This is a genomic window from Nocardiopsis sp. KDC1DS13DA1, from assembly GCF_055632325.1.
In genome coordinates, this window is record NZ_JBVMUY010000017.1 from 130,521 (window position 1) to 155,561 (window position 25,041).

A 25,041-nucleotide genomic window follows, 5' to 3' on the forward strand; every position below is an offset into this window, starting at 1 on the left:
GAGGCCCGGCATGACCGTCACCGAGGACTACATCGACGCCTCCGGCGGGGACTGGGACGAGGTCATCGAGAGGGCGCAGGCCACGAGCGCCGAGCGCCTCGTCGTCAACATGGGACCCCAGCACCCCTCCACGCACGGCGTCCTCCGCCTGATCCTCACCCTCGACGGTGAGACCTGCACCGAGGCGCGCGTCGGTATCGGTTACCTGCACACCGGTATCGAGAAGAACATGGAGTACCGGACGTGGACCCAGGGGACCACGTTCGTCACCCGCATGGACTACCTGACGCCGCTGTTCAACGAGACGGCGTACTGCCTGGCGGTCGAGCGGCTGCTCGACGTCGAGGACCGGATCCCCGAGCGGGCCAACGTCATCCGCGTCCTGGTCATGGAGCTCAACCGGATGGCGTCGCACTTCGTCGCGATGGCCACGTTCGGCATGGAGCTCGGCGCGACCACGGTCATGACCAACGGCTTCCGCGAGCGCGAGATGATCCTGGACATCCTGGAGCTCATCACGGGCCTGCGGATGAACCACGCCTACGTGCGCCCCGGCGGCGTGGCCCAGGACCTGCCGCCCGGCGCGGTCGGCAAGATCCGCGAACTCCTCAAGGAGATGCCCAAGCGCATCGCCATCATGCGCAAGCTCCTGGACGAGAACCCCGTCTACCTCGCCCGCACGAGGGACGTGGCCTACCTCAACCTGCCGGGCTGCATGGCCCTGGGCGTGACCGGCCCGTTGCTGCGCGCCTCCGGCCTGGCCTGGGACCTGCGCAAGGCCAAGCCCTACTGCGGCTACGAGAACTACGAGTTCGACGTCCCCGTCTCCGACGGCGGCGACGTCTACGCGCGCTACCGCGTCCGCATGGCCGAGATGACCGAGAGCCTCAGGATCGTCGAGCAGTGCCTGGACAGGCTCCAGCCCGGCCCGGTGATGATCGAGGACGCCAAGATCGGCTGGCCCGCCAAGCTGGTGCTCGGCCCGGACGGGATGGGCAACTCGCCCGACCACATCGCGCACATCATGAGCGGCTCCATGGAGGCGCTCATCCACCACTTCAAGCTGGTCACCGAGGGCTTCCGGGTGCCCGCGGGCCAGGCCTACGCGGCCGTCGAGAGCGCCAAGGGCGAACTCGGGTGCCACGCGGTCAGCGACGGGGGCACCCGTCCGTACCGCGTGCACTTTCGCGACCCCTCGTTCACGCACCTCCAGGCCGTCGCCGCCATGTGCGAGGGCGGCACGGTGGCGGACGTCATCGCGGCCGTGGCCAGTATCGACCCGGTGATGGGAGGCGTGGACCGGTGACCGAGCACAGCACACCCGACGACGGGGGCACCGCTCCCGACCGGTTCCCCGACGAGGTGGTCGCCCGCCTGGAGCAGGACGCCAAGGAGCTGATCAGCCGCTACCCGAAGGAGCGGTCCGCGCTCCTGCCCCTGCTGCACCTGGTGCAGGCCGAGGAGGGCCACGTCAGCCGCGCGGGGATGCGCTTCTGCGCCGACCAGCTCGGCATCACCCTCGCCGAGGTCAACGCCGTGGCCACCTTCTACACGATGTACCGCCGCCGTCCCGGCGGCGACTACCAGGTGGGCGTGTGCACCAACACCCTGTGCGCGGTGATGGGCGGCGACGAGATCTTCGCGGCCCTCAAGGAGCACCTGGGCGTGGGCAACGCCGAGACCACCGAGGACGGCCGGGTCACGCTGGAGCACGTCGAGTGCAACGCGGCCTGCGACTTCGCGCCGGTCGTGATGGTCAACTGGGAGTTCTTCGACAACCAGACGCCCGAGAGCGCCAAGGCCCTGGTCGACGACCTGCGGCTGGGCAGGGACGTCGCGCCCACCCGCGGCCCGTCGAGCCTGTGCACCTGGAAGCAGGCCTCGCGCGTGCTGGCCGGGTTCGACGACGGCCGCGCGGACGAGGGCGTCCAGGCGGCGGCCCCCTCCCTGGCCGGGCTGCGGCTCGCCCGCGAGCACGGATGGACGGCTCCCGACCCGGCGAACCTCCCCGCTCCCGACCAGGGTGAGGAGGAAGCCAAGTGACCACCCTGACCCCGATCCTGTCCGAGCACTGGGACCGATCGGACTCCTTCACCCTCGACGGCTACCGGGCCACCGGCGGTTACGGGGCCCTGCGCAAGGCGCTGGGCATGGCGCCCGACGCCATCGTCGACCTGGTCAAGCAGTCCGGGCTGCGCGGCCGCGGCGGCGCCGGGTTCCCCACCGGGATGAAGTGGGGCTTCCTCCCGCCGGACAACCCCAACCCGCGCTACCTCGTCGTCAACGCCGACGAGTCCGAGCCGGGCACCTGCAAGGACATCCCGCTGATGCTCGCCAACCCGCACGCGCTGGTCGAGGGCATCGCGATCGCCTCCTACGCGATCAGGTCGAGCCAGGCGTTCGTCTACGTGCGCGGCGAGGTCGTCCACGTCATCCGCCGCCTGCGCCGGGCCGTCGCCGAGGCCTACGACGCCGGGCTGCTCGGGAGGAACATCCTCGGCACCGGTTTCGACCTGGACGTCGTCGTCCACGCGGGGGCGGGCGCCTACATCTGCGGTGAGGAGACGGCGCTGCTCGACTCCCTGGAGGGCTACCGGGGCCAGCCCCGGCTCAAGCCGCCCTTCCCCGCCGTCGCCGGGCTCTACGCCTCGCCCACCGTGGTGAACAACGTCGAGTCCATCGCCAGCGTCCCGAGCATCGTCGCCAACGGCGCCGAGTGGTTCACCTCCATGGGCACGGAGAAGTCCGCCGGGTTCGGCTTCTTCTCCCTGTCCGGGCACGTCACCAACCCCGGCCAGTACGAGGCGCCGCTCGGGATCACCCTGCGCGAGCTCCTCGACATGGCGGGCGGGATCCGTCCCGGGCACCGGCTCAAGTTCTGGACGCCCGGCGGCTCCTCCACGCCGATCTTCACCGACGAGCACCTCGACACACCGCTCGACTTCGAGTCGGTGGGCGCCGCCGGGTCCATGCTCGGCACCCGCGCCCTCCAGATCTTCGACGAGACCACGTGCGTCGTCCGCGCGGTCGGCCGGTGGATCGCCTTCTACGCCCACGAGTCCTGCGGCAAGTGCACGCCCTGCCGCGAGGGCAACTTCTGGATGGTCCAGGTGCTGGACCGGCTGGAGAACGGCCAGGGCACGGAGGAGGACCTCGACAAGCTCCTCGACATCTGCGACAACCTGCTCGGCCGGTCCTTCTGCGCCCTCGGCGACGGCGCCACCAGCCCGGTCACCTCCTCCATCAAGTACTTCCGCCAGGAGTACATCGACCACGTGGAGAAGGGCGGATGCCCCTTCGACCACTCCAGGGCCACCCTCTGGGGGGACCGGCCGACCTCGACCACCACGGAACGGGGAGGGAACCAGTGACCGTCACGTCCAACTCCTCCGGCGGGGCGGCACCCGCACCGCCCCCGGAGGACCTGATCACCGTCACCATCGACGGGTTCCGGATCCAGGTGCCCAAGGGCACCCTGGTCATCCGCGCCGCCGAGCTGCTCGGGATCCAGATCCCCCGGTTCTGCGACCACCCGCTGCTCGACCCGGTCGGCGCCTGCCGCCAGTGCCTGGTGGAGATCCCCGACATGGGCAACGGGCGGGGGATGCCCAAGCCGCAGGCCTCCTGCACCATCACCGTCATGGACGGCATGGTGGTCAACACCCAGCTGACCTCGGAGGTGGCGGAGAAGGCCCAGCGCGGGATCATGGAGTTCCTCCTGATCAACCACCCGCTGGACTGCCCGGTCTGCGACAAGGGCGGTGAGTGCCCGCTCCAGAACCAGGCGATGTCCAACGGGCGGGGGGAGACGCGCTTCGTCGACGTCAAGCGCACCTTCCCCAAACCGATCTCGCTCTCCAGCCAGGTGCTGCTCGACCGTGAGCGCTGTATCCAGTGCGCCCGCTGCACCCGCTTCGCCGCCCAGATCGCTGGGGACCCGCTCATCGAGCTGATGGAGCGCGGCGCGCAGGAGCAGGTCGGCATCGCCGAGGGGGAGGCGTTCGACTCCTACTTCTCCGGCAACACCGTGCAGATCTGTCCGGTCGGAGCGCTCACCGGCGCCGCCTACCGGTTCCGGTCCCGCCCCTTCGACCTGGTGTCCACACCCAGCGTGTGCGAGCACTGCGCGGGCGGCTGCGCCCAGCGCACCGACCACCGGCGCGGCAAGGTCACCCGCCGCCTGGCCGGGGACGACCCGCAGGTCAACGAGGAGTGGAACTGCGACAAGGGCCGGTGGGCGTTCACCTACGCCACCCGGGCCGACCGCCTCACCCGCCCCCTCGTCCGGGACGGGGAGTCCCGTGCCCTGGAGTTCGCCTCCTGGCCCGAGGCGGTCGACATCGCCGCCCGGGGCCTGGCCGCCGCGCGCGGCCGGGTCGGCGTCCTGGTCGGCGGCCGCCTCACCTACGAGGACGCCTACGCCTACGCCAAGTTCGCCCGTGTCGCCCTGGGCACCAACGACGTCGACGCCCGGGCCCGCGCCCACTCCGACGAGGAGGCCGACTTCCTGGCCGCCCGCGTCGCGGGCGCGCCGATCGGGGTCGACTTCACCGCTCTGGAGAAGGCGCCCGCCGTGCTCCTGGCCGGGATCGATCCCGAGGACGAGTCCCCGAGCATGTTCCTCCGGCTGCGCAAGGGCGCCCGGAAGAACGGGGTCGCGGTCTTCTCCGTCGCCTCGCACTCCACCCTCGGCCTGACCAAGGCCGACGGTCGACTCGTCCGCGCGGTCCCCGGTGACGAGGCGCGCGTGCTCAACGCCCTGGAGGACGAGAGCCCCGAGGCGGCCGAGGCCCTGGGGTCGCAGGGCGCGGTGATCGTCGCGGGTGAGCGGCTCGCCGCCGTCCCCGGCGCGCTCACCGCCGCCGTCGCCCTGGCCGAGCGGACCGGCGCCCGCCTGGTCTGGGTGCCCCGCCGCGCGGGCGAGCGCGGCGCGGTCGACGCCGGAGCGCTGCCGGGCCTGCTGCCCGGAGGCCGTCCGGTCGCCGACCCGGCCGCCCGGGCCGAGGTGGCCCGGGTCTGGAACGTGGGCTCCCTGCCGGAGGCCCCGGGCCGCGACACCGACCGCATCATCGCGGCGGCCGCCGCCGGTGAGCTGGACGCCCTGCTCGTCGCCGGGGTCGAGATCGACGACCTGCCCGACCCCGACGCCGCCCGCGCCGCGCTGGCCCGGGTGCCGTTCGTGGTCAGCCTCGAACTGCGGGCCAGCGACGTCACCGACCGCGCCGACGTGGTGCTCCCGGTGGCCGCCGTCGCGGAGAAGTCCGGCACCTTCGTCAACTGGGAGGGCCGCCACCGGCCCTTCGGCGACGCGCTCAAGGTGCCCGGCGCCCTCTCCGACCTGCGGGTGCTCGCGGCGATCGCCGACGGTATGGACGTCCACCTCGGCCTGCCCGACTCCGCGACCGCCTACCGCGAACTGCTCGAACTCGGGCTGTGGACCGGCGAGCGCGCCGACGGACCGTCGGTGCGCCCCGTGCCGGTCCCCGCCACCGGGCCCGGCCAGGCGGTCCTGTCGACCTGGCGCCAACTGCTCGGTACCGGACGGATGGAGGACGGCGAGCCGTTCCTCGCCGGGACCGCCCGGGCGCCCCGCGCCTACCTGTCCAAGGCCACGGCCGACGAGGTCGGCGTCCCCGACGGCGGAACGCTCCGCGTCACGGGGACCCGCGGTTCCGTGACCGTCCCCGCGATCGTCACCGACATCGCCGACCGGGTCGTCTGGCTGCCCGCCAACGCCCGCGGCTGCGACGTCCCGCGTGACCTCGGGGGCGGCGCGGGCGAGACGGTCATCCTGGCCACCGCCACGGACTCCGGGAGGAACCAGTGAGCCCCGCCGCCCCCGATCCGCGTGCGGTCCAGTTGGCCTCGGAGGCCGGCCTGGACGCGTTCGGCCAGGACCCCTGGTGGATCACCACGATCAAGGCCCTGGCGATCTTCGTCTTCCTCATGGTGTGCGTGCTGATGATGATCATGGCCGACCGCAAGGTCATGGGCCGGATGCAGCAGCGGCACGGCCCCAACCGGATGGGCCCCTTCGGCCTGCTCCAGTCCCTGTTCGACGGGATCAAGCTCTCCCTCAAGGAGGACCTGATCCCGCGCGGGGTGGACCGGTTCGTCTACATCGCCGCGCCGATGATCGCGGCCGTGCCCGCCTTCATCGCCTTCTCCGTCATCCCGATCGGACCGGAGGTGAACCTGTTCGGTGTCCTCACGCCGCTCCAGCTCACCGACCTGCCGATCGCCGCGCTGGTGGTCCTGGCCACCGCCGCCCTGGGCGTGTACGGGTTCGTGCTCGGCGGCTGGGCCTCGCAGTCGCCCTACGCGCTGCTCGGCGGTCTGCGGGCGTCGGCGCAGGTGATCAGCTACGAGATCGCCATGGGCATGTCCTTCGTGGCGGTCTTCATCATGTCCGGGACGCTCACCACGTCCGGCATCGTCGAGTCCCAGCGCGGCCTGTGGTTCGCGGTGCTGCTCCTGCCGTCGTTCCTGGTCTACCTGGTGACGATGATCGGCGAGACCAACCGGCTCCCGTTCGACCTCGCCGAGGGCGAGGGGGAGATCGTCGGCGGCTTCATGACCGAGTACGGGTCCATGAAGTTCACGATGTTCTTCCTCGCGGAGTACGTGAACATGTGCACGGTCGCGGCGGTGTCCGTGACGCTCTTCCTCGGCGGCTGGCTCGCCCCGCCCGGTGTCGAGGCGGTCCTGCCCGGCGCCAACGAGGGCTGGTGGCCCGCCCTGTGGTGGCTGCTCAAGTTCGTGTGCGTGATGTTCCTGTTCATCTGGGCGCGCGGCAGTCTGCCCCGCGTCCGCTACGACCAGCTGATGAAGTTCGGCTGGAAGGTGCTCATCCCGGTCCAGCTCGTGTGGATCACCGCGGTCGCCGTCGTGCGGATGCTCGTCCTCGACGGCGCCTCCCCGGTGGTCGTCGGCCTCGTCGTGGCGGCGTTCACCGCGGCCACGCTCGCCGCCTTCTGGTCCTGGGTGCGGTACGCGCGCCGGGAACGCGCGGCCCAGGCCCGCGAACGGGCGGAGAACGCGCGCCGCTCCCACGAGGACCCGTCCTTCGGCGGGTTCCCGGTCCCCCCGAGCACCGCCGCGCACTACGGCAGCAGCGTGCTCGCCGAACCCCCGCGGACGGCCTCTGCCGCCGCCGGACGCAACGACAAGCGTGAGGAGGTCAGCGGTGCTTGAGTGGCTCAACCCGGTCAAGGGTTTCGGCGTCACCTTCCACACCATGTTCACCAAGGTGCCGACGGTCGAGTATCCGGAGGTCAAGCGCCCCACGGCGCCACGCTTCCACGGTCGGCACCAGCTGAACAGGTGGTCCGACGGCCTGGAGAAGTGCATCGGGTGCGAACTGTGCGCCTGGGCCTGCCCCGCCGACGCCATCTACGTGGAGGCCGGTGACAACAGCGAGGACGAGCGGTACTCGCCCGGCGAACGCTACGGGCGGGTCTACCAGATCAACTACCTGCGCTGCATCCTGTGCGGGCTGTGCGTGGAGGCCTGCCCGACCCGCGCGCTGACCATGACCAACGAGTACGAGCTGGCCGACGACAGCAGGCAGAGCCTGATCTGGACCAAGGAACAGCTGCTCGCCCCGCTGAAGGAGGGCATGGAGGCGCCGCCGCACCCGATGCGGCTCGGCGAGACCGAGGAGGAGTACTACGCGACCGGGCGCGGCCAGCACGGGTCGCAGGAGACGACGGAGGCGGTACGTTGACCCCCGCCACCGTCGCCGCCTCGTCGGCCCCCGCGCTCGCGGCCCCCATCGGCGGCGGGGAGGCCGGCGCCTTCTGGATCCTGGGCACCCTGGTCGTCCTGGGCGCCCTGGGCGTGGTCTTCTCCCGCAAGGCCGTCCACTCGGCCATGTCGATGGCCCTGGCCATGGTCGGCCTGGCCGTCTTCTACGGCATCAACGAGGCGCCGTTCCTCATGGTCGTCCAGATCGTCGTCTACACCGGCGCGGTCCTGATGCTGTTCCTGTTCGTGCTCATGCTCATCGGTGTCAGCTCGGCCGACTCGCTCACCGAGACGCTCGGCGGGCAGCGGATCCTGACCGCCGTCGTCGCGCTGTGCTTCGTCGGCGCCCTGGCCACCGGGATCACCCGCATCGTCGTGGGCGACCCGGTCGGCATCGCCGGGGGAGCGGCCGCCGCCGGGGGCAGCATCCCGTGGATCGCCAACGAGCTGCTGCTGCGCTACGTGGTCGCCTTCGAGGCCACCGGCGCGCTGCTCATCACCGCGGTCCTGGGCGCCCTGGTCCTGGCGCACACCGCCCGGACGAAGAAGCGCCGCACCCAGCGGGAGATCTCCGAGGACCGGATCCGCGGCGACCACCCGACGCCGCTGCCCGGACCCGGCACCTACGCCCGGCACAACGCGATCGACATGCCCGCGCTGCTGCCGGACGGCACGGTCTCCCAGCTCTCGCTCAACCCCGTCCTCGCCGCGCGCGACCCGGAGCTCCAGTCGGGCGTGCCGAGCGACGTCCGGGCGGGACGGCCGCCGCTCCCGGGCGGGGCGTCGGACTCGGCCCACTCCAAGGAGGGCGGGCCGACGGAGAACGGCGCGGACGGATCCGCCGGGTCCCCCGGTGACGAGGCGGACCCCGAGGGCGCACCGGACGGCGACCACAACGGCAACGGGCAGGAGGTCGAGTCCTCGTGGACCCGATGAACTACATCGTCCTGGCCGCGCTGATCTTCACCATCGGCGCCGTCGGCGTGCTCATCCGGCGCAACGCGATCATCGTCTTCATGTGCGTGGAGCTCATGCTCAACGCCTGCAACCTGGCGTTCGTCGCGTTCGCCCGGATGCACGGGGACATCGAGGGGCAGGTCATCGCCTTCTTCGTGATGGTCGTCGCCGCCGCCGAGGTGGTCGTCGGGCTGGCGATCATCATGCAGATCTTCCGAACCCGCAGGTCGGCGTCGCTCGATGACGCGAACCTGCTCAAGCACTAGAAGGCGACGTGGCAGTGACATCTCACGCATACCTCGCCGCCGAACCCGCGGTGGCGGCCGCCGCCGACAGCCCGGTGCTGTCGTACGCCTGGCTGCTGATCGCCCTGCCCCTGGCGGGCGCGGCGATCCTCCTGCTGGGCGGGCGGCGCACCAACGCCTGGGGGCACTGGCTGGCCGTGGCCCTGCCGGTGGCGTCCTTCGCCTGGGCGGTCCTCGTCCTGTTCGACCTGCTCGGCCGGGCCGCCGACGCCCGGGCCGTCTCGGTCCCGGTGTACGAGTGGTTCGCCACGGGCGGTGTCTCCGCCCAGGTCAACCTGCTGGTCGACCCCCTGTCGATCACGTTCGTCCTGCTGATCACGTTCGTCGGATCGCTGATCCACATCTACTCGGTCGGCTACATGGCCGAGGATCCCGACCGGCGGCGGTTCTTCGCCTACCTCAACCTGTTCCTGGCCGCCATGCTCGTGCTGGTGCTCGCGGACAACTTCGTGCTGCTCTTCCTCGGCTGGGAGGGTGTGGGCCTGGCGTCCTACCTGCTCATCGGGTTCTGGCAGTACAAGCCGAGCGCGGCCACCGCCGCCAAGAAGGCGTTCCTGATCAACCGGGTCGGTGACATCGGCCTGCTCGTGGCGATCATGATCATGTACACCGCCCTGGGCGCGGTCGGCTTCAGCGACGTGTTCGCCCAGGTGCCCGGGGTGAGCGACGGCCTGCTGCTGGCGATCGGCCTCCTCCTGCTGCTGGGCGCGTGCGGCAAGTCCGCGCAGCTCCCGCTCCAGGCGTGGCTGCTCGACGCCATGGAGGGCCCGACCCCGGTGTCGGCGCTCATCCACGCGGCGACCATGGTCACCGCCGGTGTGTACCTGGTGGTGCGCGCCGGTCCGATCTTCGAGGGCGCCCCCGCCGCCCAGACCGCCGTCACGGTGGTCGGCGCGGCGACGATGATCGCGGGCGGGATCATCGCCTCGGCCAAGGACGACATCAAGAAGTCCCTGGCCGGGTCGACGATGAGCCAGATCGGGATGATGGTCCTGGCCGCCGGCCTCGGCCCGGTCGGCTACGTGGCCGCCATCGCCCACCTGGTCACGCACGGCTTCTTCAAGGCCGGACTGTTCCTGGGCGCCGGGTCGGTCATGCACGCGATGAACGACGGTGTGGACATGCGCCGGTACGGCGGACTGGGCCGGGTCATGCCGGTCACCTTCGCCACCTTCGGCCTGGGCTACCTCGCCATCATCGGCGTTCCGTTCCTGTCCGGCTGGTGGACCAAGGAGAGCATCATCTCCGCCGCCTTCGACCTCGGCGGGACCGCGGGCACCGTGCTCGGCACCGCGGTCATCGTCGGCGCCGGCCTCACCGCCTTCTACATGTCGCGGATGGTCTTCATGACCTTCCTCGGGGAGAAGAGGTGGGACGAGGGCGTGCACCCGCACGAGTCCCCCGGCGTGATGACCGCGCCGATGGTCGTGCTGGCGATCGGCTCCACCGCCCTGGGCGCGTTCCTGATGTTCGGCGACCGGTTCGCGGGCTTCCTCGCCCCGGCCGTGGCCGCCGAGCCGCACCACTTCGACGTGGCGCACGCCTTCACCTCCCCCTACGGGCTGGCGGCGCTGGGCGTCCTGGTGCTCGGCGTGGCGGCGGCCTGGGCGGTGTACCTGCGCAGGCCGGTCGCGCGGACCGCGCCCGTCGGGAACCTCGTCACCGTCGCCGCGAGCCGGGAGCTGTACGGCAACGAGATCAACGAGGAGCTGTTCATGAAGCCCGGACAGATCCTCACCAAGGCCATGGTCGTGGTCGAGGACAAGGTCATCGACGCGGCGGTGGACGGGCTCGGGATGGGTGTGCGCGACTCCTCCAGGGAGCTGGGCCGGACCCAGACCGGGTTCGCCCGCACGTACGCGCTCACCATGCTCTTCGGCGCCGTCATCGTCGCCGCGACGCTGGTTGTGAGGTTGTAGACAATGATCCCCTGGCTCACCATCGCGATCGCGCTCCCCGCGGTCGGCGCGGTCGTCCTCTGGGCGACACCGCGCGGCTCGGCCGAGACCGCGAAGCGGATCGCCCTGGGCTTCTCCCTGGGCACACTGCTCGTGGTCGCGGCGATGGCGCTGCGCTTCGACGTCTCCGCCGCGGGGCGGCTCCAGTTCGAGGAGGTGTACCCGTGGATCCCCTACTTCGGGGTCCACTACGCGGTCGGCGTGGACGGCGTCGCCCTGGCGCTCATCCTGATGTCGGCGGTGCTCGTGCCGCTGGTCGTCCTGGCCGCCTGGAGCGAGCACGACGACCGTGAGGACGGCGGGCGCGGGTACCTCGCCCTCGTCCTGGTGCTGGAGGCGATGATGGTCGGCGTCTTCGCCGCCACCGACGTCTTCCTGTTCTACGTCTTCTTCGAGGCGATGCTCATCCCGGTCTACTTCATGATCGGGCGCTACGGGCGCGGCGACGAGCGGTCGCGCGCGGCCGTGAAGTTCCTGCTGTACAGCCTCGCGGGCGGCCTGGTCATGCTGGTCGCGGTGATCGGCGTGTACGTGTACGGCGGCACCTTCCTGTGGACCGACCTGGTCGCGGACGGCGGTCCGCTGCGGGCGGTCTCCCCGGAGACCGCGCGGTGGCTGTTCCTCGGCTTCTTCGTCGCCTTCGCGATCAAGGCGCCGATGTGGCCCGTGCACACCTGGCTGCCGTCGGCGGCCGGGGCGTCCCGGCCCGGGACGGCGGTCCTGCTGGTCGGCGTGCTGGACAAGGTCGGCACCTACGGGATGCTCCGGTACTGCCTGGAGCTGTTCCCCGCGGCGACCTCGTGGTTCGTCTGGCCGGTGGTCGGACTGAGCCTGGTGAGCATCGTCTACGGCGCGATCCTCGCCATCGGCCAGACCGACATGATGCGCCTGGTCGCCTACACGTCCGTGTCCCACTTCGGCTTCATCACCCTGGGCATCTTCGCCCTGACCCAGGCGGGCCAGGCGGGCGCGACCCTGTACATGGTCAACCACGGGTTGGCGACGGGGGCGCTCTTCCTCATCGTGGGCTTCCTCATCGCCCGCCGCGGCTCGGCGCTCATCGCCGACTACGGCGGCGTGCAGAAGATCGCCCCGAAGCTGGCCGGGACCTTCCTGGTCGTGGGCCTGGCCGGGCTCGCGCTGCCCGGGCTCGCCCCGTTCGTCAGCGAGTTCCTGGTGTTCGTCGGGGTGTACGAGTTCAACGCGGTCCCGGCGGTCCTGGCCACGGCCGGCGTCGTCCTGGCCGCCCTCTACATCCTGTGGATGTACCAGCGCACCATGACCGGCCCGGTGCCCGAGCGGCTGTCCGGACTGCGTGACCTGTCCGGCCGTGAGGCCTGGGCGATCAGCCCGCTGGTCGCCCTCATCATCGCGTTCGGCGTCTACCCGCAGCCGCTGCTGGACGTGATCAACCCCGCCGTCGAACGCACCGTCGACCAGGACGCCTCCGAGGCCGACGCGGTCGCCGACGGCGGCGCACAGGAAGGAGACGAGGAGTGATCCCCCTCATCCCCGCCGAGGCGGTGGAGCCGACGCTCCCCGGACTCACCGAGGCGGCACCGGAACTGGACTGGTGGCTGTTCGCGCCGCTGCTCACCGTGTTCGCGGCGGGTGTGCTCGCCGTGCTGTTCGAGGCCTTCGTGCCGAGCGCGCGGCGCCGGGGGCTCCAGCTCGGGCTCGCCGCCGTGGCGCTGCTCACCACGTTCGTCCTGCTGCTCGTCCAGACGGGCACCGTCCCGGAGGAGGGCGCGCTGCTGGCCGCCGGGGTGCTGGCCGTGGACCGGACGGTCCTGTTCTTCCAGGGCACGATCACGGTCCTGGCGCTGGTCAGCCTCATGCTGATCGCCGAGCGCCGGCACGGCCGCGACGCCTTCGCCGCGCAGGCCGCCACGGTGCCCGGCAGTGAGGAGGAGCGCGCCCACATCATGGCGGGCTCCCAGCACACCGAGGTCTACCCGCTGGTGCTGTTCGCGGTGCTGGGGATGCTCATGTTCCCGGCGTCCAACGACTTCCTCACCATGTTCATCGCCCTGGAGGTGATGAGCCTGCCGCTGTACCTGATGTGCGGGCTGGCCCGCCGTCGCCGCCTCTTCTCGCAGGAGGCCGCGGTCAAGTACTTCCTGCTGGGCGCGTTCGCCTCGGCGTTCTTCCTGTTCGGCATCGCGATGGTCTACGGGTACGCGGGCTCGGTGAACTTCGCGGACGTGCGCGTCGCCGTGGAGAACGGGGGCGCGGCCATCTTCGAGGGTGGTGACGGCGAACCGCTGCTGCTCATGGGGGTCGGCCTGGTCGCGGTCGGCCTGCTGTTCAAGGTCGGCGCGGTGCCCTTCCACAACTGGAAGCCGGACGTCTACCAGGGCGCCCCGACGCCGATCACCGCGCTCATGGCCTCGTGCACGCTGGTCGCGGCGTTCGGCGCGCTGCTGCGGGTGTTCTTCGTCCCGTTCGGCGGTTCCGCGGACGTGTGGGAGCCCATGCTGTGGACGGTGGCCATTCTCACGATGGTCGCCGCCGCGGTCATCGCGGTCACGCAGCGGGACGTCAAGCGGCTGCTCGCCTACTCGTCGGTGGTGCACGCCGGTTTCGTGCTCACGGCGGTCGTCGCCAACAGCGTGGAGGGGCTCGCGGGCGCCATGTTCTACCTGGCGGCGTACGGGTTCACCACGCTGGGCGCGTTCGCGGTGGTGACGCTGGTGCGCACCCGCGACGGCGGCCAGGAACTGGGCGACCTCGACCGCTGGGCGGGGTTGGGGCGGCGCTCCCCGGTGCTGGCCGGATCGCTGGGCCTGTTCCTGCTCGCCTTCGCCGGGATCCCCCTCACGAGCGGGTTCATCGGCAAGTTCGCCGTGTTCGAGGCGGCCCTGGCCGCGGGTGCCGCGCCGCTCGTGGTCGTGGGTGTCCTCAGCAGTGCCGTCACCGCGTTCTTCTACGTCCGGATCATCGTCGTGATGTTCTTCCGGGACCCGGAGGGCGAGGGTCCGACCGTCGCTCCCGCCGGGGTGCTCACGGGCGGGGTGATCGCCCTGGGGGTGGCCGCCACGTTGCTGCTGGGTGTCCTCCCGGGGCCGCTCCTGGAGAACCTGCTGCCTCCCGCGGAGCCGGGTTCGCAGCCCGCGACAGTGACGGTGTACCAGGTCACGGCGGATATCGGCACCGAGTGACCGGCTACCCGGGTGTGGCTTTGGCTCTTCATTCCGGGTCGGATACCGTGGCAAGTCGGATCATGTTCATGTGCTGAGCGCGCGGTGGTCCCCCGCACAGGGGGACCACCCGCGCGCCCTCTCGACAGGTGGAGCTTTACGGTGAGCGGTGCTGTCCCGAGCGGGTTTCTCGCTCTGCCGAGAGTCGACCCGACACTCGCCCGGGAGGTCCAGGCGAGCCTCGACGAGGTCGAGGCCCTGCTCAGGTCGACGGTGGAGTCCAGCAACCCCATGCTGACGGAGGCCGCCTCCCACCTGATCACCGCGGGCGGCAAGCGGTTCCGCGCCTCACTCGTGCTGCTCGCCGCGCACTTCGGCGACCCGTCGGTGCCCGACCTGATCCCGGCCGCGGCCGTGGTGGAGCTGACCCACATGGCCACGCTCTACCACGACGACGTCATGGACGAGGCGGAGCTGCGGCGCGGTGAGCCCAGCGCCAACCAGCGCTGGGGCAACAACGTCGCCATCCTCACCGGCGACTACGTGTTCGCCAAGGCCTCGGAGCTGCTCGCCGACCTGGGCGCCGAGGCCGTCCGGTTGCAGGCGGTCACGTTCGGCCGCCTCGTCCAGGGCCAGATCCTGGAGACCTCCGGTCCGCCGGAGGGCACCGACCCGCTGGACCACTACCTCCAGGTGATCAGCGACAAGACCGCGTCGCTCATCGCCTCCTCCGCCGAGTTCGGCGGCATGTTCGGCAAGGTCGACCCGGAGACCGTGAGCACACTCACCCGGGCCAGCGACGCGATCGGGATGGCCTTCCAGATCTCCGACGACCTGCTCGACGTTGCCAGCGAGACCGCCGACTCCGGCAAGACCCCCGGCACGGACCTGCGGGAGGGGGTGCTCACCCTGCCGATGTTCTACGCGCTGCGGTCGACCGCCCCGGAGGACGAGCGGCTGCGGTCGCTGCTGGGCCGCCCGCTGGACGACGAGGAGGCCGAGGAGGCGCTCACCCTGCTGCGCCGACACCCCGCGATGGAGGAGGCCGAGGCCACGCTGGGCCGCTGGGCCGACCTGGCGCGGTCCGAGCTGGCCACGCTGCCCGAGGGCCCGGCGCGCGGTGCCTTCGAGTCCCTGTGCGACTACGTGGTGCGCCGCTCCGGCTGAGCCGCGCCCTCTGCTTCCGCGCTCGCTTCGTCCCGCCCGTCGCCCGGGCCCGACACAGACCTGCGACGGCCCCGCCGCCCTGACCGGGCGGCGGGGCCGTCGTTCGCGTGCGGGGCCTCAGCCCACGACCGGCAGCGCCTCGTGGCCGGGCAGCTCGGTGAAGGTCGGGTGGTGGGTCATGCCGTCGTCACCGGCGGGGGCCTGGGCGGGGCTGCCGCCCTCGATCGACACCAGGTCGCTGGTGTCCAGGTCCTCCAGCATCGGGTCGCCCTGGCCCAACGCGGTGACCAGGTCCTCGACGGTCCGGGTGTCGGCGCCCTCGGCCACGCGGGGCAGCCCGCCCTCGGTCACCTCGGGCAGCGCCCCGGTCAGGTCGCCGAGCCCGCCCGCGGCCGGGGAGCTCTGCGAGATGGTCGCGGTCAGGGGCTCCTCCATGTTGCGCTGCCCCACCATGCCCAGGATCTCGCCCTCGCCGAGGTCGACGTAGTTGTCGTCGGTGACCGGGTTGGACTCGACCAGGTCCTGGGCCTGCTTGGGGGTCTCCAGCCCGAAGGCGTAGGCCATGTCCCAGATGTTGGGGACGGTGGCGGCGGTGGGCGCGCTCTGGTGCACGGTGCCGGTGTCCTCGGCCAGCGGCAGGTCCGCCACGTCGCTCAGGGCCAGCGAGTTGTCGCCGGTCAGGTCGGTCAGGTTCGTCGCCTCGGGCAGGCCGGACCCCTCGGCGATCGGCAGCTCCGCCCCCTCGGCCAGACCGGACAGCTCGGAGGGGTGGGCCAGTCGGGTCAGCTCGGAGGGCGCGGGGACGTCCAGCTCGTCCTTGAGGTCGTGCGCGGCCCGCACGGTGTGCGGCAGGACCCGGCCCGCCGACCCCTCGACCCGGCCGCCCGCGTCGTCGGCGGTGTCCTCGACCATGCCGCCGAGGTCGCTCAGGGACTCCCCGGCGTCCGTGGCGGACTCGGTCACGGCCTCACCCGCCGAGTGGCCGATCGTGTGGTGCGGGTCGCCGTCCAGGCCCGTGGCGTCCTGCGTCTGGGCGACGGCCTCGCCCACGGCCGGGAGCGGGCTCCTCACGTCGGTCACGGGGGTGACCAGGCGGCCCGACTCGGGCAGCGGCGCGGACAGGTCGGGGGCGGGCTTGGCGGGGTCGTGCGCGGTCCGCTGGAGCTCGTACAGCGCGGAGTCGGCGATCGGGACGGCGCCCTCGGGCGCCAGACCGCGCATCGTCGGGGCGACACCCTCCATGAGGGCCCGCTCGACGATGGGGGCGATCTCGTGGGTGGGGGACTCCAGCACGTCGGCCCCGGCGACACCCGCGCCCAGGGCGACGAAGCCGGCCGTCCCTGCGGCGAGGACGAGGGTCCGGGCTGAGGTTCGCTTGACCTGCGTCATGGTTAACCTTCCAAAGCTCTGGTTCGTGGATACGGGGCGGCCGATCGCGCGACGGGGGCGCGTGGGCCGGAGCCGGAGGAGCTGTGGACCACCGGCTGACGTGAATCACGTGTGCGAACGCACGGGACTCAGGTCAGCTCCCAGGACGTGGACGGGCGCGTGGGCCCGGGCTGGGACCGGTCCGGGGCGCGGCGGACGCGCCCGGAGGCCGGTCCTAGTCGGGGGAGACCGTGGGGTCGTCGGCGGGGTCGACCGGCACGGAGTGGAGCCGGGCGCCGACCGGGCTGGCGGGCACGGAGGCCGGGGCGGCCAGGAACGTGGCGGTGAGGTATCCGGCGACGCCGGGTACGGGGGAGGCGCTCCCCGAGGTCGGCGCGGATCCCGCGGTCAGGTGGCCGCCGAGGCGTTCGGCGTCGCGCGGGTCCACACGGGGGGCCTCGTCGGTGCGGGCCGGGGCGTCGGCGGCGGCCGCCTCGGCGGCGGGGCGCCACCGGACGGAGTCGGAGTCGGGGGCGGGGGCGGGTGCCGGGTCGTCGCCCTGCACGGAGGGGGCCGGATGCTCCGCGACGTCCTCCGCCGGTGCGGGGGCGGACTCCTCACGCGGGGCGGGGACCCGGCCCTCCTCCGGGCCGGCCGCGAGCCCGGGCAGGAGTTCGGCGGCGGGCGCGTCCCAGCGGTCGGGGCTGATCTCCTCGACGACGCGGCGGGCCCCCACACCCACCCCGCCGACCGCGTCGGCCGGGTCGGACAGGCCCTCCGTGGCCCCGGCGGTGCGCTCGGCGCGGTCCTCCAGGCCCTGGTGGACGGTGCCGAGGGTGGCGGTGACCGGGTCGGTGACCCCGACGACCCCGCTCAGCGGCACGGCGTCGGACAGGGGCCGGGCGCCGTCGAGGGCGAGTCCGTCGGCGTGGGCCGGGGAAGCGCCGAACAGCCACAGCGCGGCGATGAAGGCACCGGCGAGCAGCGGCAGTCCCAGAAGGGAGGGCACCAGCGCGCACGCGGCCGAGACGACGCGCGCCGCGCGTCCGCTTCGGCTGGTGGCAGGCATGGCGGGCCCTCCGCGACGGGTGCTGTGGTCGGGACGGGGAGGCCCCGTCCGCGACCTGACGTTAGCACAGAGTCACCGAGGGTAGTTTCGGTTTGCCGGAACCGGGGAAGAGGGGTCAGTCGGCCGGTGCGGTGGGCTCGGGGGCGCGGGTGCGGCCGTCCCGGCGGGCGGAACGGGCCACGCGGATCTGGTCGTAGACGAACACCAGCACCGCCAGCCACACGAACCCGAAACCGAGCCACCGGCTCGGCGGCATCTCCTCGCCCTGGACCAGCCAGCCGATGAGGAAGATCATCGAGGGCGCGATGTACTGGAGCATGCCGATGACGTTCAGCGGAACCCGGCGGGCGGCCACGCCGAACAGCAGCAGCGGCAGGGCGGTGACGAAGCCGCCGCCGACCAGCAGGGCCGTGTGGCCGGGCGAGACGGAGAACATCGTGCCGTCCCCGGTCAGCTCCAGGTGGACGACGTAGCCGAGAGCGGGCGGGAACATGATGAGGGTCTCGACGGTGAGGCTCTGCATGCCGTCCAGGTCGACGTACTTCTTGACCGCGCCGTAGGCCGCGAAGGACGACGCCATGAGCAGGGACAGCCACGGGGCCGCGCCGTAGGCGACGGTCATGACCACCACGGCCAGGCTGCCCAGGCCGACCGCGACCCACTGGGTGGCGCGCAGGCGTTCGGAGAAGACGAGCACGCCGAGGCAGACCGCCATCAACGGGTTGATGAAGTAGGCGAGCGAGGCCTGGAGGGTCTCCTGGATGGAGACCGAGTAGATGAACCCCCACCAGTTGAGGCCGATGAGGACGGCCCCGGCCGCGACCGGGAGGAGGCGGCGCGGGTTGCGCAGGAGGGGGAGCAGCCAGTTCCAGCCGCGTCGGGCGAGCAGGAGGAAAACGCACATCGCGAGGAGGGACCACACCATGCGGTGGGCCAGGATCTCGCTGGGTTCGGAGGCGGAGAGGAAGGGCCAGTAGAGGGCCGCGAAGCCCCACAGGAGGAAGGCGCTCGCGCCGATGGCGACGCCGCGGTTGGATTCGGGCACGAACACCATCGTAGGACGAACCCACCTCCGTGTCCCGGGGGATGTCGCGGCCTGTGGACGATCGGACGATCCGTGCGGCGCGGCCCCGCCGCGACTACCCTGGACGCATGTTCGGTTCGAAGACGACCATGGTCGACCCGGCGCGCGCCCTGCCCGGCCGGGACACCCCGATGCCGGTGCCCGCGAGGCACACCGTCCTGGGCACGCCGCTCACACCGCCCTACCCGGAGGGCCACCAGATCGCCGACGTGGCGATGGGCTGCTTCTGGGGCGCCGAACGGACGTTCTGGCGCCTGGGCGCGGAGCGCGGGATCTTCACCACCGCCGTGGGCTACGCGGGCGGGTACACGCCCAACCCCACCTACGAGGAGGTGTGCTCGGGCCTGACCGGCCACACCGAGATGGTGCGCGTGGTCTTCGACCCCGAGCGGATCTCCTACACCGAGGTCCTCAGGGTGTTCTGGGAGGGCCACGACCCCACCCAGGGCATGCGCCAGGGCAACGACGCGGGCACGCAGTACCGGTCGGCGATCCTCCACCACGACGACGCCCAGCGGGCCGCAGCCGAGGCCACCCGGGACGCCTTCCAGCCGGTCCTCGCCCGGGCCGGGTACGGGCCGATCACCACGGAGATCGCGCCGCTGCGGGCGTTCTACTTCGCCGAGGACTACCACCAGCAGTACCTGTCCGACGCCAAGAACCCGAACGGCTACTGCGGGATCGGCGGAACCGGCGCCAGCTGCCCGATCGGTGTGGCGGGGACGGAGTCCTGACCGAGCTGGAGCTGCTGTGGGCCGAACACCGCTCGGCCCCCTTCCCGGACCTCGGTCCGGTCGGGCGCGTGACGGACACCGAACCTTCCTACCTCGACGCCACGGTGGCCGGGTTCGTCTCGTCCTACCTGGCCGACGGGTGTCTCGACGCGGCGGCCGTGTCCGAACTGGACCGGTGCCGCCACGAACTGCGGGAGGCCGTGGCCGCCCTCCGGGGAGAGTCCGCCGCCGACTTCGGCCGACTGCTGCGCATGGCCGACCTCATCCTCGGGGACGACTGACGTCCGGGCCCCCTCGCAGGTGCGGCCGCGGGCCCTCCCCTACCCCTACCGGGCGACGACGGCGGCGGCGAACAGGACGGCGGCCGACACCAGCAGCGCTCCCGGCGCGCCGACCGACCCGGCCACCCCCGCGGCGGCCGCGGGGATGGCGACCTGGCCGAGCCGGTTCCCCCAGATGCGCAGGGCCAGCGCCGATCCGCGCGCTCCCGGCGGCGCGTTCGTGGCGACCTCCGCCATGGTCAGGGGCTGGCCCAGGCCGAGTAGGAAACCGCCGACCGTCAGCACCGCCCCGAGCAGGACCGGACCGCCCCCGGGCACGGCCACCAGGGCCAGCGACACCCCGGCCACCGCCGTGCTCGCCACGATCAGGTTCCCGCGCGACCAGCGCGCGAGCAGCCGGGGCAGGCACAGGCGCGAGACCAGGGAGGCCCCGGCGCGCAGGCTCAGCAGGACGCCCACGTACATCGGGGAGATACCCCGGCTCTCGGCGATCAGCGGCAGGTAGGCCGTGAGGATGTCCACCGCCGAGAGCAGGGACAGGCTGGCCAGCAGCGCCGCGGTCATCCTGCGCCCGCGCAGGATCTGGCGCGCCCCGGCGGCCGGGGACGAGCCCTGGTCGGCGTGTGCCGGGGCGCGCAGCGACAGCAGGGGGAGGATCCCCGCGGCTCCCAGCACCGCCATGGCGCAGGCGACCCACAGCGCCGTCGAGGTGGCCGGGAGCAGGTCCGGCCCGGAGGCGTCGGCGAGGACGGCCCCGGAGATCAGCGGACCGGCGAGCTGGCCGAGGGAGGCGGCGGCGGTGTACCAGCCGAAGTCGCGGTCCATGTGCTCGGGCGGCGAGAACCGGGCGACCAGCCCCTGCCCGGCGATCATGCACAGCAGGTGGCCCGCGCCGACCACGGTGCTGGCGAGGGCGAGCGTGACCAACCCGGTCGCGGCGGCCAGGAACAGGCTTCCCACCGCCAGGACCACCGCGCCCAGCCCGACGATCCAGGCGGTCCGCCGCGCGCGGTCGGTCGCCCGGCCCAGCGGGACGGCCATGAGGAGCGGGAGGAGCGCGTAGGCGGCGGTGACCAGACCGACCGCGACGGCGTCCCCGCCCACGGCGATGGTCCGGTAGGAGATCAGCGGCCGGGCCACGTTGAGGGCGGTGTGCGCGAACACCACGCTCACCAGGAGGAACCACAGCCATCGACGTCCCGGCGCCCCCGCTTCCCCCATGGCACGCTCCCCTCCGCCGTCCCCGACGGTCGGGGACGGCAGAGGATCATCCCATGTCGTCGCGGTGCGCCTGCGCGGCGCCCCCGTCCCTACCGGAAGGCCGGGGCCCGGTTCCGTTGCGCCCTGCCCCGCACCGTCACCCCGACCGCCTCGCGTGGGAGATGAGGAGCTCGGCGACCTCCTCGGGGCGCTCCAGCGCCACCGAGTGCCCCGCTCCCGCCACCGTCTCCTCCCTGCCCCCGGACGCCGCGGCGATGTTGCGGCCCGAGATCGGCTGCGGGTAGGCGTGGTCCTCCGCTCCGGCGACGGCCAGGACGGGTACCCGGCAGCCGGAGAGCTCCTCGTAGAGGCGGGTGCGGTGGATGACCTGGTGGGCGCAGTCCCCGATCGACGGACCCAGCGCGGCCATCCTCTCCCGCCAGCGCTCGACCACCGGTCCGCCCGCGGCGAGTGTGGCGTCACCGAACATGATGTGCGTCAGCGTGTCCACCTGCGGCGCCCCGCCGTGCTCGCCGAGCGCCGCGACCAGGGGCGCGAACTCGTCCAGCTTGTACTCCTCCTCGCAGGACGAGCCCAGCGCGGCCGCGGTGCGCACCAGGTCGGGGTGGCGGGCGGCCAGCCGGAGGGTCACGAAGCCGCCCATGGAGTTGCCCACCGCGTGCACCCGTCCCAGGTCCAGCGCGCGGATCAGCGCGGCGGCGTCCTCGGTGAGCGCGTCCATCGACAGCTCCCCGACCGCACCCGCGGGCGAGCTGGAACCCTGTCCCCTGTGGTCGAAGGCGACCGTGCGATAGCCCGCGTCGGTGAGGACGCCGACCAGCGGGTCGAACATGCGGCGGTCGAAGAAGAGGGAGTGGCTGAGGAGGAACACCTCTCCTCCGGCCGGCCCGCGGTCCTCGTAGCCGATTCGGGCGCCGTCGACGTCGATATGCTGCACGGCTGTCAACTCCGTTCTGCCAGGCGGGGGTGTGATATCGGCAACTGCGGCCGTACCCTCACCGTAGGGACCCGGGCGTCGCGGGTCCTGCGGTCGCGCGCAACCGGCTGACGGAAGCGCGCACTCCGCCGAGGAACAGCGGGAGCGCGATGAGTTCACCCGGATACGTCGCGACGGCGGCCGACACCGGCTCCGTGCCCCCTCCCGAGCGGACCTGCTACTGGCGCGACCACGTGGTGCGCAACCACGGCAGGCTCCGGTTCGCCTTCCGGGAGCCCGACCGCTTCGCGGGGGGCACCCGCGTCCAGCGCGGAGCCGACCTGCAGCTGGTCGACTTCTGGTCGTCCGCGGTCGCCTACGAGCGGCCGCCCGGCGAACAGGACGGCGACGACGGTCTGCGGGTCGTGATCCCCTCCCAGGGGGTCCTCCGGCTCACGGGACCGGACGCCCGCCACTCGTTGGGGGCCGGGACGGCGGCCGTGGTCTCCATGGAGCGGGGGTTCACCCTGGAGCAGGACGACCGGGCGCGTGCCCTGATCATGTCGCTTCCCCGACGGCTCTGGCCGGCGGCGGCACCGGCCGACCCGCTGGTGTGGGAACTGCACCGGGGGGTCGGCGCGGTCTTCGCCGCGATGGTGCGGGAGGTGTCCCTGCAGTGGCGGGACATGGACGCGCCGTCGTTCGTCGGTACCGTCGAGTCGGCGGTGGTGCTGATGGCGCGAGGCGTCCCCAGCGCGGCGGACGACCTGCTGTCACAGGCGCGCGCCGTGGTCCGCCGGCACTGCGACGACTCCTCCTTCGCCCCGGCCGACCTGGCCCGGCTCCTGGGCTGGTCGCCGCGTTCGGTCCAGTACGCGCTGCGGAGCCGGAACACGACGCCCGCCCGGGTGATCCGCGAACTGCGGCTGGAACGGGCGGCGAACCGGCTCCGGCACCCGGGCTGGGCGAGGCGCACGGTCGGCGACATCGCCCACGCGAGCGGCTTCGGATCGCTCAGCGCCTTCAACCACGCCTTCCGCTCCCGCTACGGGCGCACGCCGCGCGAGCACCGGCACGGTGCCTGAGCGGTCACGGCCGGAGGGGCAAAGGCTCGGCAAACGCACAGGTGGGGGAGTGGTCGGGGCGGGCGCGCGGCGTAGGTTGGGCGCATGATCAGCGGGATGCATTCGACCACCGTCCTGGTCGGTGACCAGGAGGAGGCGCTGCGCTTCTACGTCGGCGTGCTCGGCTGGGAGAAGCGCGAGGACACCACCACGGGTCCGATGCGGTGGCTGACCGTGGCACCGCGCGGGGCGGAGACCGCGCTGGTCCTGGGGCAGCCGGAGGTGTACGGCCAGGAGCCGCCCGGAGCGGCGACGCGGTTGTGCGGCATCTCCCTCCTCACCGACGACGTCGACGCCGACTACGCGGCGCTGACGGCCGAGGGCGTGAATTTCAGGCAGCCCCCAGAGACGGTGCCGTGGGGCGGCCGGGCGACCTGGTTCACCGACCCCTTCGGCAACGAGTTCTTCCTCGTCCAGGAGGCCTCGGCCCAGGAGTGAGGCGGGCCTGCGGGGCGCCGACGTGGCACGGGCCGTCCCCGCTCCGGAGCCGGAGCGGGGACGGCGGCCGGGGTGGGCGCGGCCGTTGGTCACCCGGGACGCCAGTCGAAGGGGAAGTGCTTGCTGGACCCGCCCTTGTAGGGGTGGGAGAAGTCGAAGCCGACCGCGTGGTCCTCCTCCACGACGCCCCAGGTCGCGATCTGTCCGGGACCGACCTCGGCGCCCGGTGCGTTGATCAGTTGGGCCCGGTGGTCCGGGTCGGCCGTGGGGCCGGTGAGGGCCTTGACACCGACCCTCACCCGACCGTCCACCTCCGCCTCCCAGTGCGCCAGGTCGGGTTCGGCGTGGAACCGGACGGGCGCGTACTCGATGCCGCGCAGCTCCCCGACGAGGGAGCCGAACTGCCCGGGCCAGCCCCCCTCACGGCCGGTGAAGACGCGTTCCAGGGCGGTCCGCTGGGCGGCGTCGGCCTTGGCGTCGATGTAGAACATCAGCTTCATCATGGCGTTCGGGTCGTCGACCCACATGTTGCCCTCGAACTCGCCGAGGGCCACGACCCCGAGCCCGCCGAGGTCCGTGTCCCCGTGGTGGCCCTCGTGCACCTGCCACGCGAGCGTGAACAGGCAGTCCCCGTGGGTGGGCGCCTGAGCGAACGTGCAGGGGCAGGGCAGCGCGCAGCTACAGACGTCGAACCACTCGCCCCTGAGGTGCCAGTCCGCGCTCGGCGCGACGTGCGGGCCGACCGGCCCGTCCTGGGCGCCGGCCCGGATGTCCGCCGACACGGTCGTCGTTCCGCGACTGCTGCTGCCGCACATACCATCGCTCCTTCGTGACCGGGGGGGTCGTCCTGGTGTCGTGCTCGGGACGGGTCCGACTCAGGCGGTGGGAGTCTCGGCCGGTTCGAGGCCGATGGCGAGGTTGAACGCGCCGGTCAGCACGTTCAGCGCCACGACGCCCACCACGTCGGCGATCTCCCGGTCGCCGTAGCCGTACGCCCGCAGCTCCTCGATGTGCTCGTCCGTGATCGTCGCGGGCGCGGTGTGCACCCGCATGGCGTACTCGACGATCGCGGCGATGGCGCGATCCGCGGACGTTCCGGCGCGCGCGAGTTCGATCTCCTCCTCGCTGACGCCGAGGGAACGGGCCGCGGCGGTGTGCGCGGCCAGGCAGACCGCGCAGCCCTGGTGCGCCTGGACCGCGAGGGAGATCCGTTCGCTGATGGTCCGGTCCAGCTTGGCGCGCTTCATCGCGCGGCTCAGTTCGAGGTATCCGCCGAGGACCGAGGGTGAGTGCGCCATCGTGCGCACCATCGGCCCGACCCGGCCGTTGCGTTCGACGAGCTCCGCGAGGAGTTTCCTGGCGCTGCCGCGCGCGGTCTCCGGGGTCAGCGGTTCCAGACGGGTCATGGTGCCTCTTCTCGTGGGTGGGGTCGACGTGGCCGCCCCATATACCCCATGGGGGTATTTCCGGGTTGAGGGCGAACATACCCCGAGGGGGTAAAAAAGTCCATGGTGGTTCGGGGTGGTTCGTGGA

General features: G+C 72.4%; 23 protein-coding genes. 16 read left to right on the forward strand and 7 right to left on the reverse strand.

All coding sequences use genetic code 11. From position 1 onward, the window contains the following. Nucleotides 1–10 precede the first annotated feature (10 nt). From ACTVAJ_RS12550 to ACTVAJ_RS12605, 12 genes are all read left to right on the forward strand, one after another. Complete coding sequence (locus ACTVAJ_RS12550; RefSeq protein WP_470388304.1) at nucleotides 11–1,306, forward strand: NADH-quinone oxidoreductase subunit D; 1,296 nt, start codon at nucleotides 11–13, stop codon at nucleotides 1,304–1,306. Then, nucleotides 1,303–2,043 carry an NADH-quinone oxidoreductase subunit NuoE gene (gene nuoE, locus ACTVAJ_RS12555; protein WP_470388305.1) on the forward strand — a complete coding sequence of 247 codons (741 nt, stop codon included), beginning with the start codon at nucleotides 1,303–1,305 and terminating at the stop codon, nucleotides 2,041–2,043. The genes ACTVAJ_RS12550 and nuoE overlap by 4 nt, the downstream gene beginning before the upstream one ends. Beyond that, the gene (nuoF, locus tag ACTVAJ_RS12560) at nucleotides 2,040–3,371 is read left to right on the forward strand and encodes an NADH-quinone oxidoreductase subunit NuoF (protein ID WP_470388306.1); all 1,332 of its coding nucleotides are present in this window, start codon (nucleotides 2,040–2,042) and stop codon (nucleotides 3,369–3,371) included. Before nuoE ends, nuoF begins: the two co-directional genes overlap by 4 nt. Beyond that, nucleotides 3,368–5,827 (forward strand): NADH-quinone oxidoreductase subunit G, encoded by a 2,460-nt coding sequence (locus ACTVAJ_RS12565; RefSeq protein WP_470388307.1) that lies wholly within the window; start codon nucleotides 3,368–3,370, stop codon nucleotides 5,825–5,827. The genes nuoF and ACTVAJ_RS12565 overlap by 4 nt, the downstream gene beginning before the upstream one ends. Beyond that, on the forward strand, nucleotides 5,824–7,194 hold the full coding sequence (gene nuoH / locus ACTVAJ_RS12570) for an NADH-quinone oxidoreductase subunit NuoH (protein WP_470388308.1): 1,371 nt from the start codon (nucleotides 5,824–5,826) through the stop codon (nucleotides 7,192–7,194). Before ACTVAJ_RS12565 ends, nuoH begins: the two co-directional genes overlap by 4 nt. Beyond that, nucleotides 7,187–7,726: an NADH-quinone oxidoreductase subunit NuoI gene (gene nuoI / locus ACTVAJ_RS12575; protein WP_470388309.1), complete on the forward strand. Its 540-nt coding sequence runs from the start codon at nucleotides 7,187–7,189 to the stop codon at nucleotides 7,724–7,726. Before nuoH ends, nuoI begins: the two co-directional genes overlap by 8 nt. Next, nucleotides 7,723–8,682, forward strand: a complete 960-nt coding sequence (locus ACTVAJ_RS12580) for an NADH-quinone oxidoreductase subunit J (RefSeq protein WP_470388310.1) — start codon at nucleotides 7,723–7,725, stop codon at nucleotides 8,680–8,682. The genes nuoI and ACTVAJ_RS12580 overlap by 4 nt, the downstream gene beginning before the upstream one ends. After that, complete coding sequence (gene nuoK, locus ACTVAJ_RS12585) at nucleotides 8,670–8,969, forward strand: NADH-quinone oxidoreductase subunit NuoK (RefSeq protein WP_053617022.1); 300 nt, start codon at nucleotides 8,670–8,672, stop codon at nucleotides 8,967–8,969. The genes ACTVAJ_RS12580 and nuoK overlap by 13 nt, the downstream gene beginning before the upstream one ends. A gap of 14 nt (nucleotides 8,970–8,983) precedes the next feature. Further along, on the forward strand, nucleotides 8,984–10,927 hold the full coding sequence (gene nuoL / locus ACTVAJ_RS12590; protein WP_470388311.1) for an NADH-quinone oxidoreductase subunit L: 1,944 nt from the start codon (nucleotides 8,984–8,986) through the stop codon (nucleotides 10,925–10,927). Nucleotides 10,928–10,930: 3 nt separating this feature from the next. Further along, complete coding sequence (locus tag ACTVAJ_RS12595; protein ID WP_470388312.1) at nucleotides 10,931–12,466, forward strand: NADH-quinone oxidoreductase subunit M; 1,536 nt, start codon at nucleotides 10,931–10,933, stop codon at nucleotides 12,464–12,466. After that, entirely contained in the window at nucleotides 12,463–14,127 is a 1,665-nt protein-coding gene (gene nuoN / locus ACTVAJ_RS12600) for an NADH-quinone oxidoreductase subunit NuoN (RefSeq protein ID WP_470388313.1), read from the forward strand. Before ACTVAJ_RS12595 ends, nuoN begins: the two co-directional genes overlap by 4 nt. A 141-nt stretch (nucleotides 14,128–14,268) precedes the next feature. Then, a complete protein-coding gene (locus ACTVAJ_RS12605; protein WP_470388314.1) occupies nucleotides 14,269–15,273 on the forward strand; it encodes a polyprenyl synthetase family protein in 1,005 nt (334 codons plus the stop codon). A gap of 117 nt (nucleotides 15,274–15,390) precedes the next feature. On the opposite strand, the gene ACTVAJ_RS12610 is transcribed toward ACTVAJ_RS12605, so the two are convergent. From ACTVAJ_RS12610 to rarD, 3 genes are all read right to left on the reverse strand, one after another. Next, nucleotides 15,391–16,662 carry a hypothetical protein gene (locus tag ACTVAJ_RS12610; RefSeq protein ID WP_470388315.1) on the reverse strand — a complete coding sequence of 424 codons (1,272 nt, stop codon included), beginning with the start codon at nucleotides 16,660–16,662 and terminating at the stop codon, nucleotides 15,391–15,393. 214 nt (nucleotides 16,663–16,876) lie between these two features. After that, entirely contained in the window at nucleotides 16,877–17,710 is an 834-nt protein-coding gene (locus ACTVAJ_RS12615) for a hypothetical protein (protein ID WP_470388316.1), read from the reverse strand. Nucleotides 17,711–17,825: 115 nt separating this feature from the next. Beyond that, nucleotides 17,826–18,755: an EamA family transporter RarD gene (rarD, locus tag ACTVAJ_RS12620; RefSeq protein WP_470388317.1), complete on the reverse strand. Its 930-nt coding sequence runs from the start codon at nucleotides 18,753–18,755 to the stop codon at nucleotides 17,826–17,828. 107 nt (nucleotides 18,756–18,862) lie between these two features. Here rarD and msrA point away from each other — a divergent pair, with 107 nt between their 5' ends. Both msrA and ACTVAJ_RS12630 read left to right on the forward strand, forming a co-directional pair. Then, nucleotides 18,863–19,528, forward strand: coding sequence for a peptide-methionine (S)-S-oxide reductase MsrA (gene msrA, locus ACTVAJ_RS12625; RefSeq protein ID WP_470388318.1), 666 nt, complete (start codon nucleotides 18,863–18,865; stop codon nucleotides 19,526–19,528). 68 nt (nucleotides 19,529–19,596) lie between these two features. Further along, entirely contained in the window at nucleotides 19,597–19,809 is a 213-nt protein-coding gene (locus ACTVAJ_RS12630; RefSeq protein WP_470388319.1) for a hypothetical protein, read from the forward strand. Between the two features lie 45 nt (nucleotides 19,810–19,854). Here ACTVAJ_RS12630 and ACTVAJ_RS12635 read toward each other — a convergent pair whose 3' ends face one another. Together ACTVAJ_RS12635 and ACTVAJ_RS12640 are read right to left on the reverse strand one after the other, a co-directional pair. Further along, nucleotides 19,855–21,030, reverse strand: a complete 1,176-nt coding sequence (locus tag ACTVAJ_RS12635) for an MFS transporter (protein ID WP_470388320.1) — start codon at nucleotides 21,028–21,030, stop codon at nucleotides 19,855–19,857. Nucleotides 21,031–21,166: 136 nt separating this feature from the next. Next, a complete protein-coding gene (locus tag ACTVAJ_RS12640) occupies nucleotides 21,167–21,967 on the reverse strand; it encodes an alpha/beta fold hydrolase (RefSeq protein WP_470388321.1) in 801 nt (266 codons plus the stop codon). A 149-nt stretch (nucleotides 21,968–22,116) separates the two neighbouring features. Here ACTVAJ_RS12640 and ACTVAJ_RS12645 point away from each other — a divergent pair, with 149 nt between their 5' ends. Both ACTVAJ_RS12645 and ACTVAJ_RS12650 read left to right on the forward strand, forming a co-directional pair. Beyond that, nucleotides 22,117–23,031, forward strand: a complete 915-nt coding sequence (locus ACTVAJ_RS12645; protein WP_470388322.1) for an AraC family transcriptional regulator — start codon at nucleotides 22,117–22,119, stop codon at nucleotides 23,029–23,031. A 96-nt stretch (nucleotides 23,032–23,127) separates the two neighbouring features. After that, nucleotides 23,128–23,508: a VOC family protein gene (locus ACTVAJ_RS12650; RefSeq protein ID WP_470388323.1), complete on the forward strand. Its 381-nt coding sequence runs from the start codon at nucleotides 23,128–23,130 to the stop codon at nucleotides 23,506–23,508. Between the two features lie 89 nt (nucleotides 23,509–23,597). On the opposite strand, the gene ACTVAJ_RS12655 is transcribed toward ACTVAJ_RS12650, so the two are convergent. Beyond that, nucleotides 23,598–24,323 (reverse strand): DUF1326 domain-containing protein, encoded by a 726-nt coding sequence (locus ACTVAJ_RS12655; protein ID WP_470388324.1) that lies wholly within the window; start codon nucleotides 24,321–24,323, stop codon nucleotides 23,598–23,600. A gap of 60 nt (nucleotides 24,324–24,383) precedes the next feature. Beyond that, on the reverse strand, nucleotides 24,384–24,914 hold the full coding sequence (locus tag ACTVAJ_RS12660; protein WP_470388325.1) for a carboxymuconolactone decarboxylase family protein: 531 nt from the start codon (nucleotides 24,912–24,914) through the stop codon (nucleotides 24,384–24,386). Nucleotides 24,915–25,041 lie beyond the last annotated feature (127 nt).

Coding starts and splice junctions, on each gene's coding strand:
- ACTVAJ_RS12645 (WP_470388322.1), top strand. CDS start 22,117: ATGAGTTCACCCGGATACGTCGCGACGGCGGCCGACACCGGCTCCGTG.
- ACTVAJ_RS12595 (WP_470388312.1), top strand. CDS start 10,931: ATGATCCCCTGGCTCACCATCGCGATCGCGCTCCCCGCGGTCGGCGCG.
- ACTVAJ_RS12650 (WP_470388323.1), top strand. CDS start 23,128: ATGCATTCGACCACCGTCCTGGTCGGTGACCAGGAGGAGGCGCTGCGC.
- ACTVAJ_RS12610 (WP_470388315.1), bottom strand. CDS start 16,662: ATGACGCAGGTCAAGCGAACCTCAGCCCGGACCCTCGTCCTCGCCGCA.
- ACTVAJ_RS12660 (WP_470388325.1), bottom strand. CDS start 24,914: ATGACCCGTCTGGAACCGCTGACCCCGGAGACCGCGCGCGGCAGCGCC.
- msrA (WP_470388318.1), top strand. CDS start 18,863: ATGTTCGGTTCGAAGACGACCATGGTCGACCCGGCGCGCGCCCTGCCC.
- ACTVAJ_RS12635 (WP_470388320.1), bottom strand. CDS start 21,030: ATGGGGGAAGCGGGGGCGCCGGGACGTCGATGGCTGTGGTTCCTCCTG.
- ACTVAJ_RS12550 (WP_470388304.1), top strand. CDS start 11: ATGACCGTCACCGAGGACTACATCGACGCCTCCGGCGGGGACTGGGAC.
- ACTVAJ_RS12615 (WP_470388316.1), bottom strand. CDS start 17,710: ATGCCTGCCACCAGCCGAAGCGGACGCGCGGCGCGCGTCGTCTCGGCC.
- ACTVAJ_RS12655 (WP_470388324.1), bottom strand. CDS start 24,323: ATGTGCGGCAGCAGCAGTCGCGGAACGACGACCGTGTCGGCGGACATC.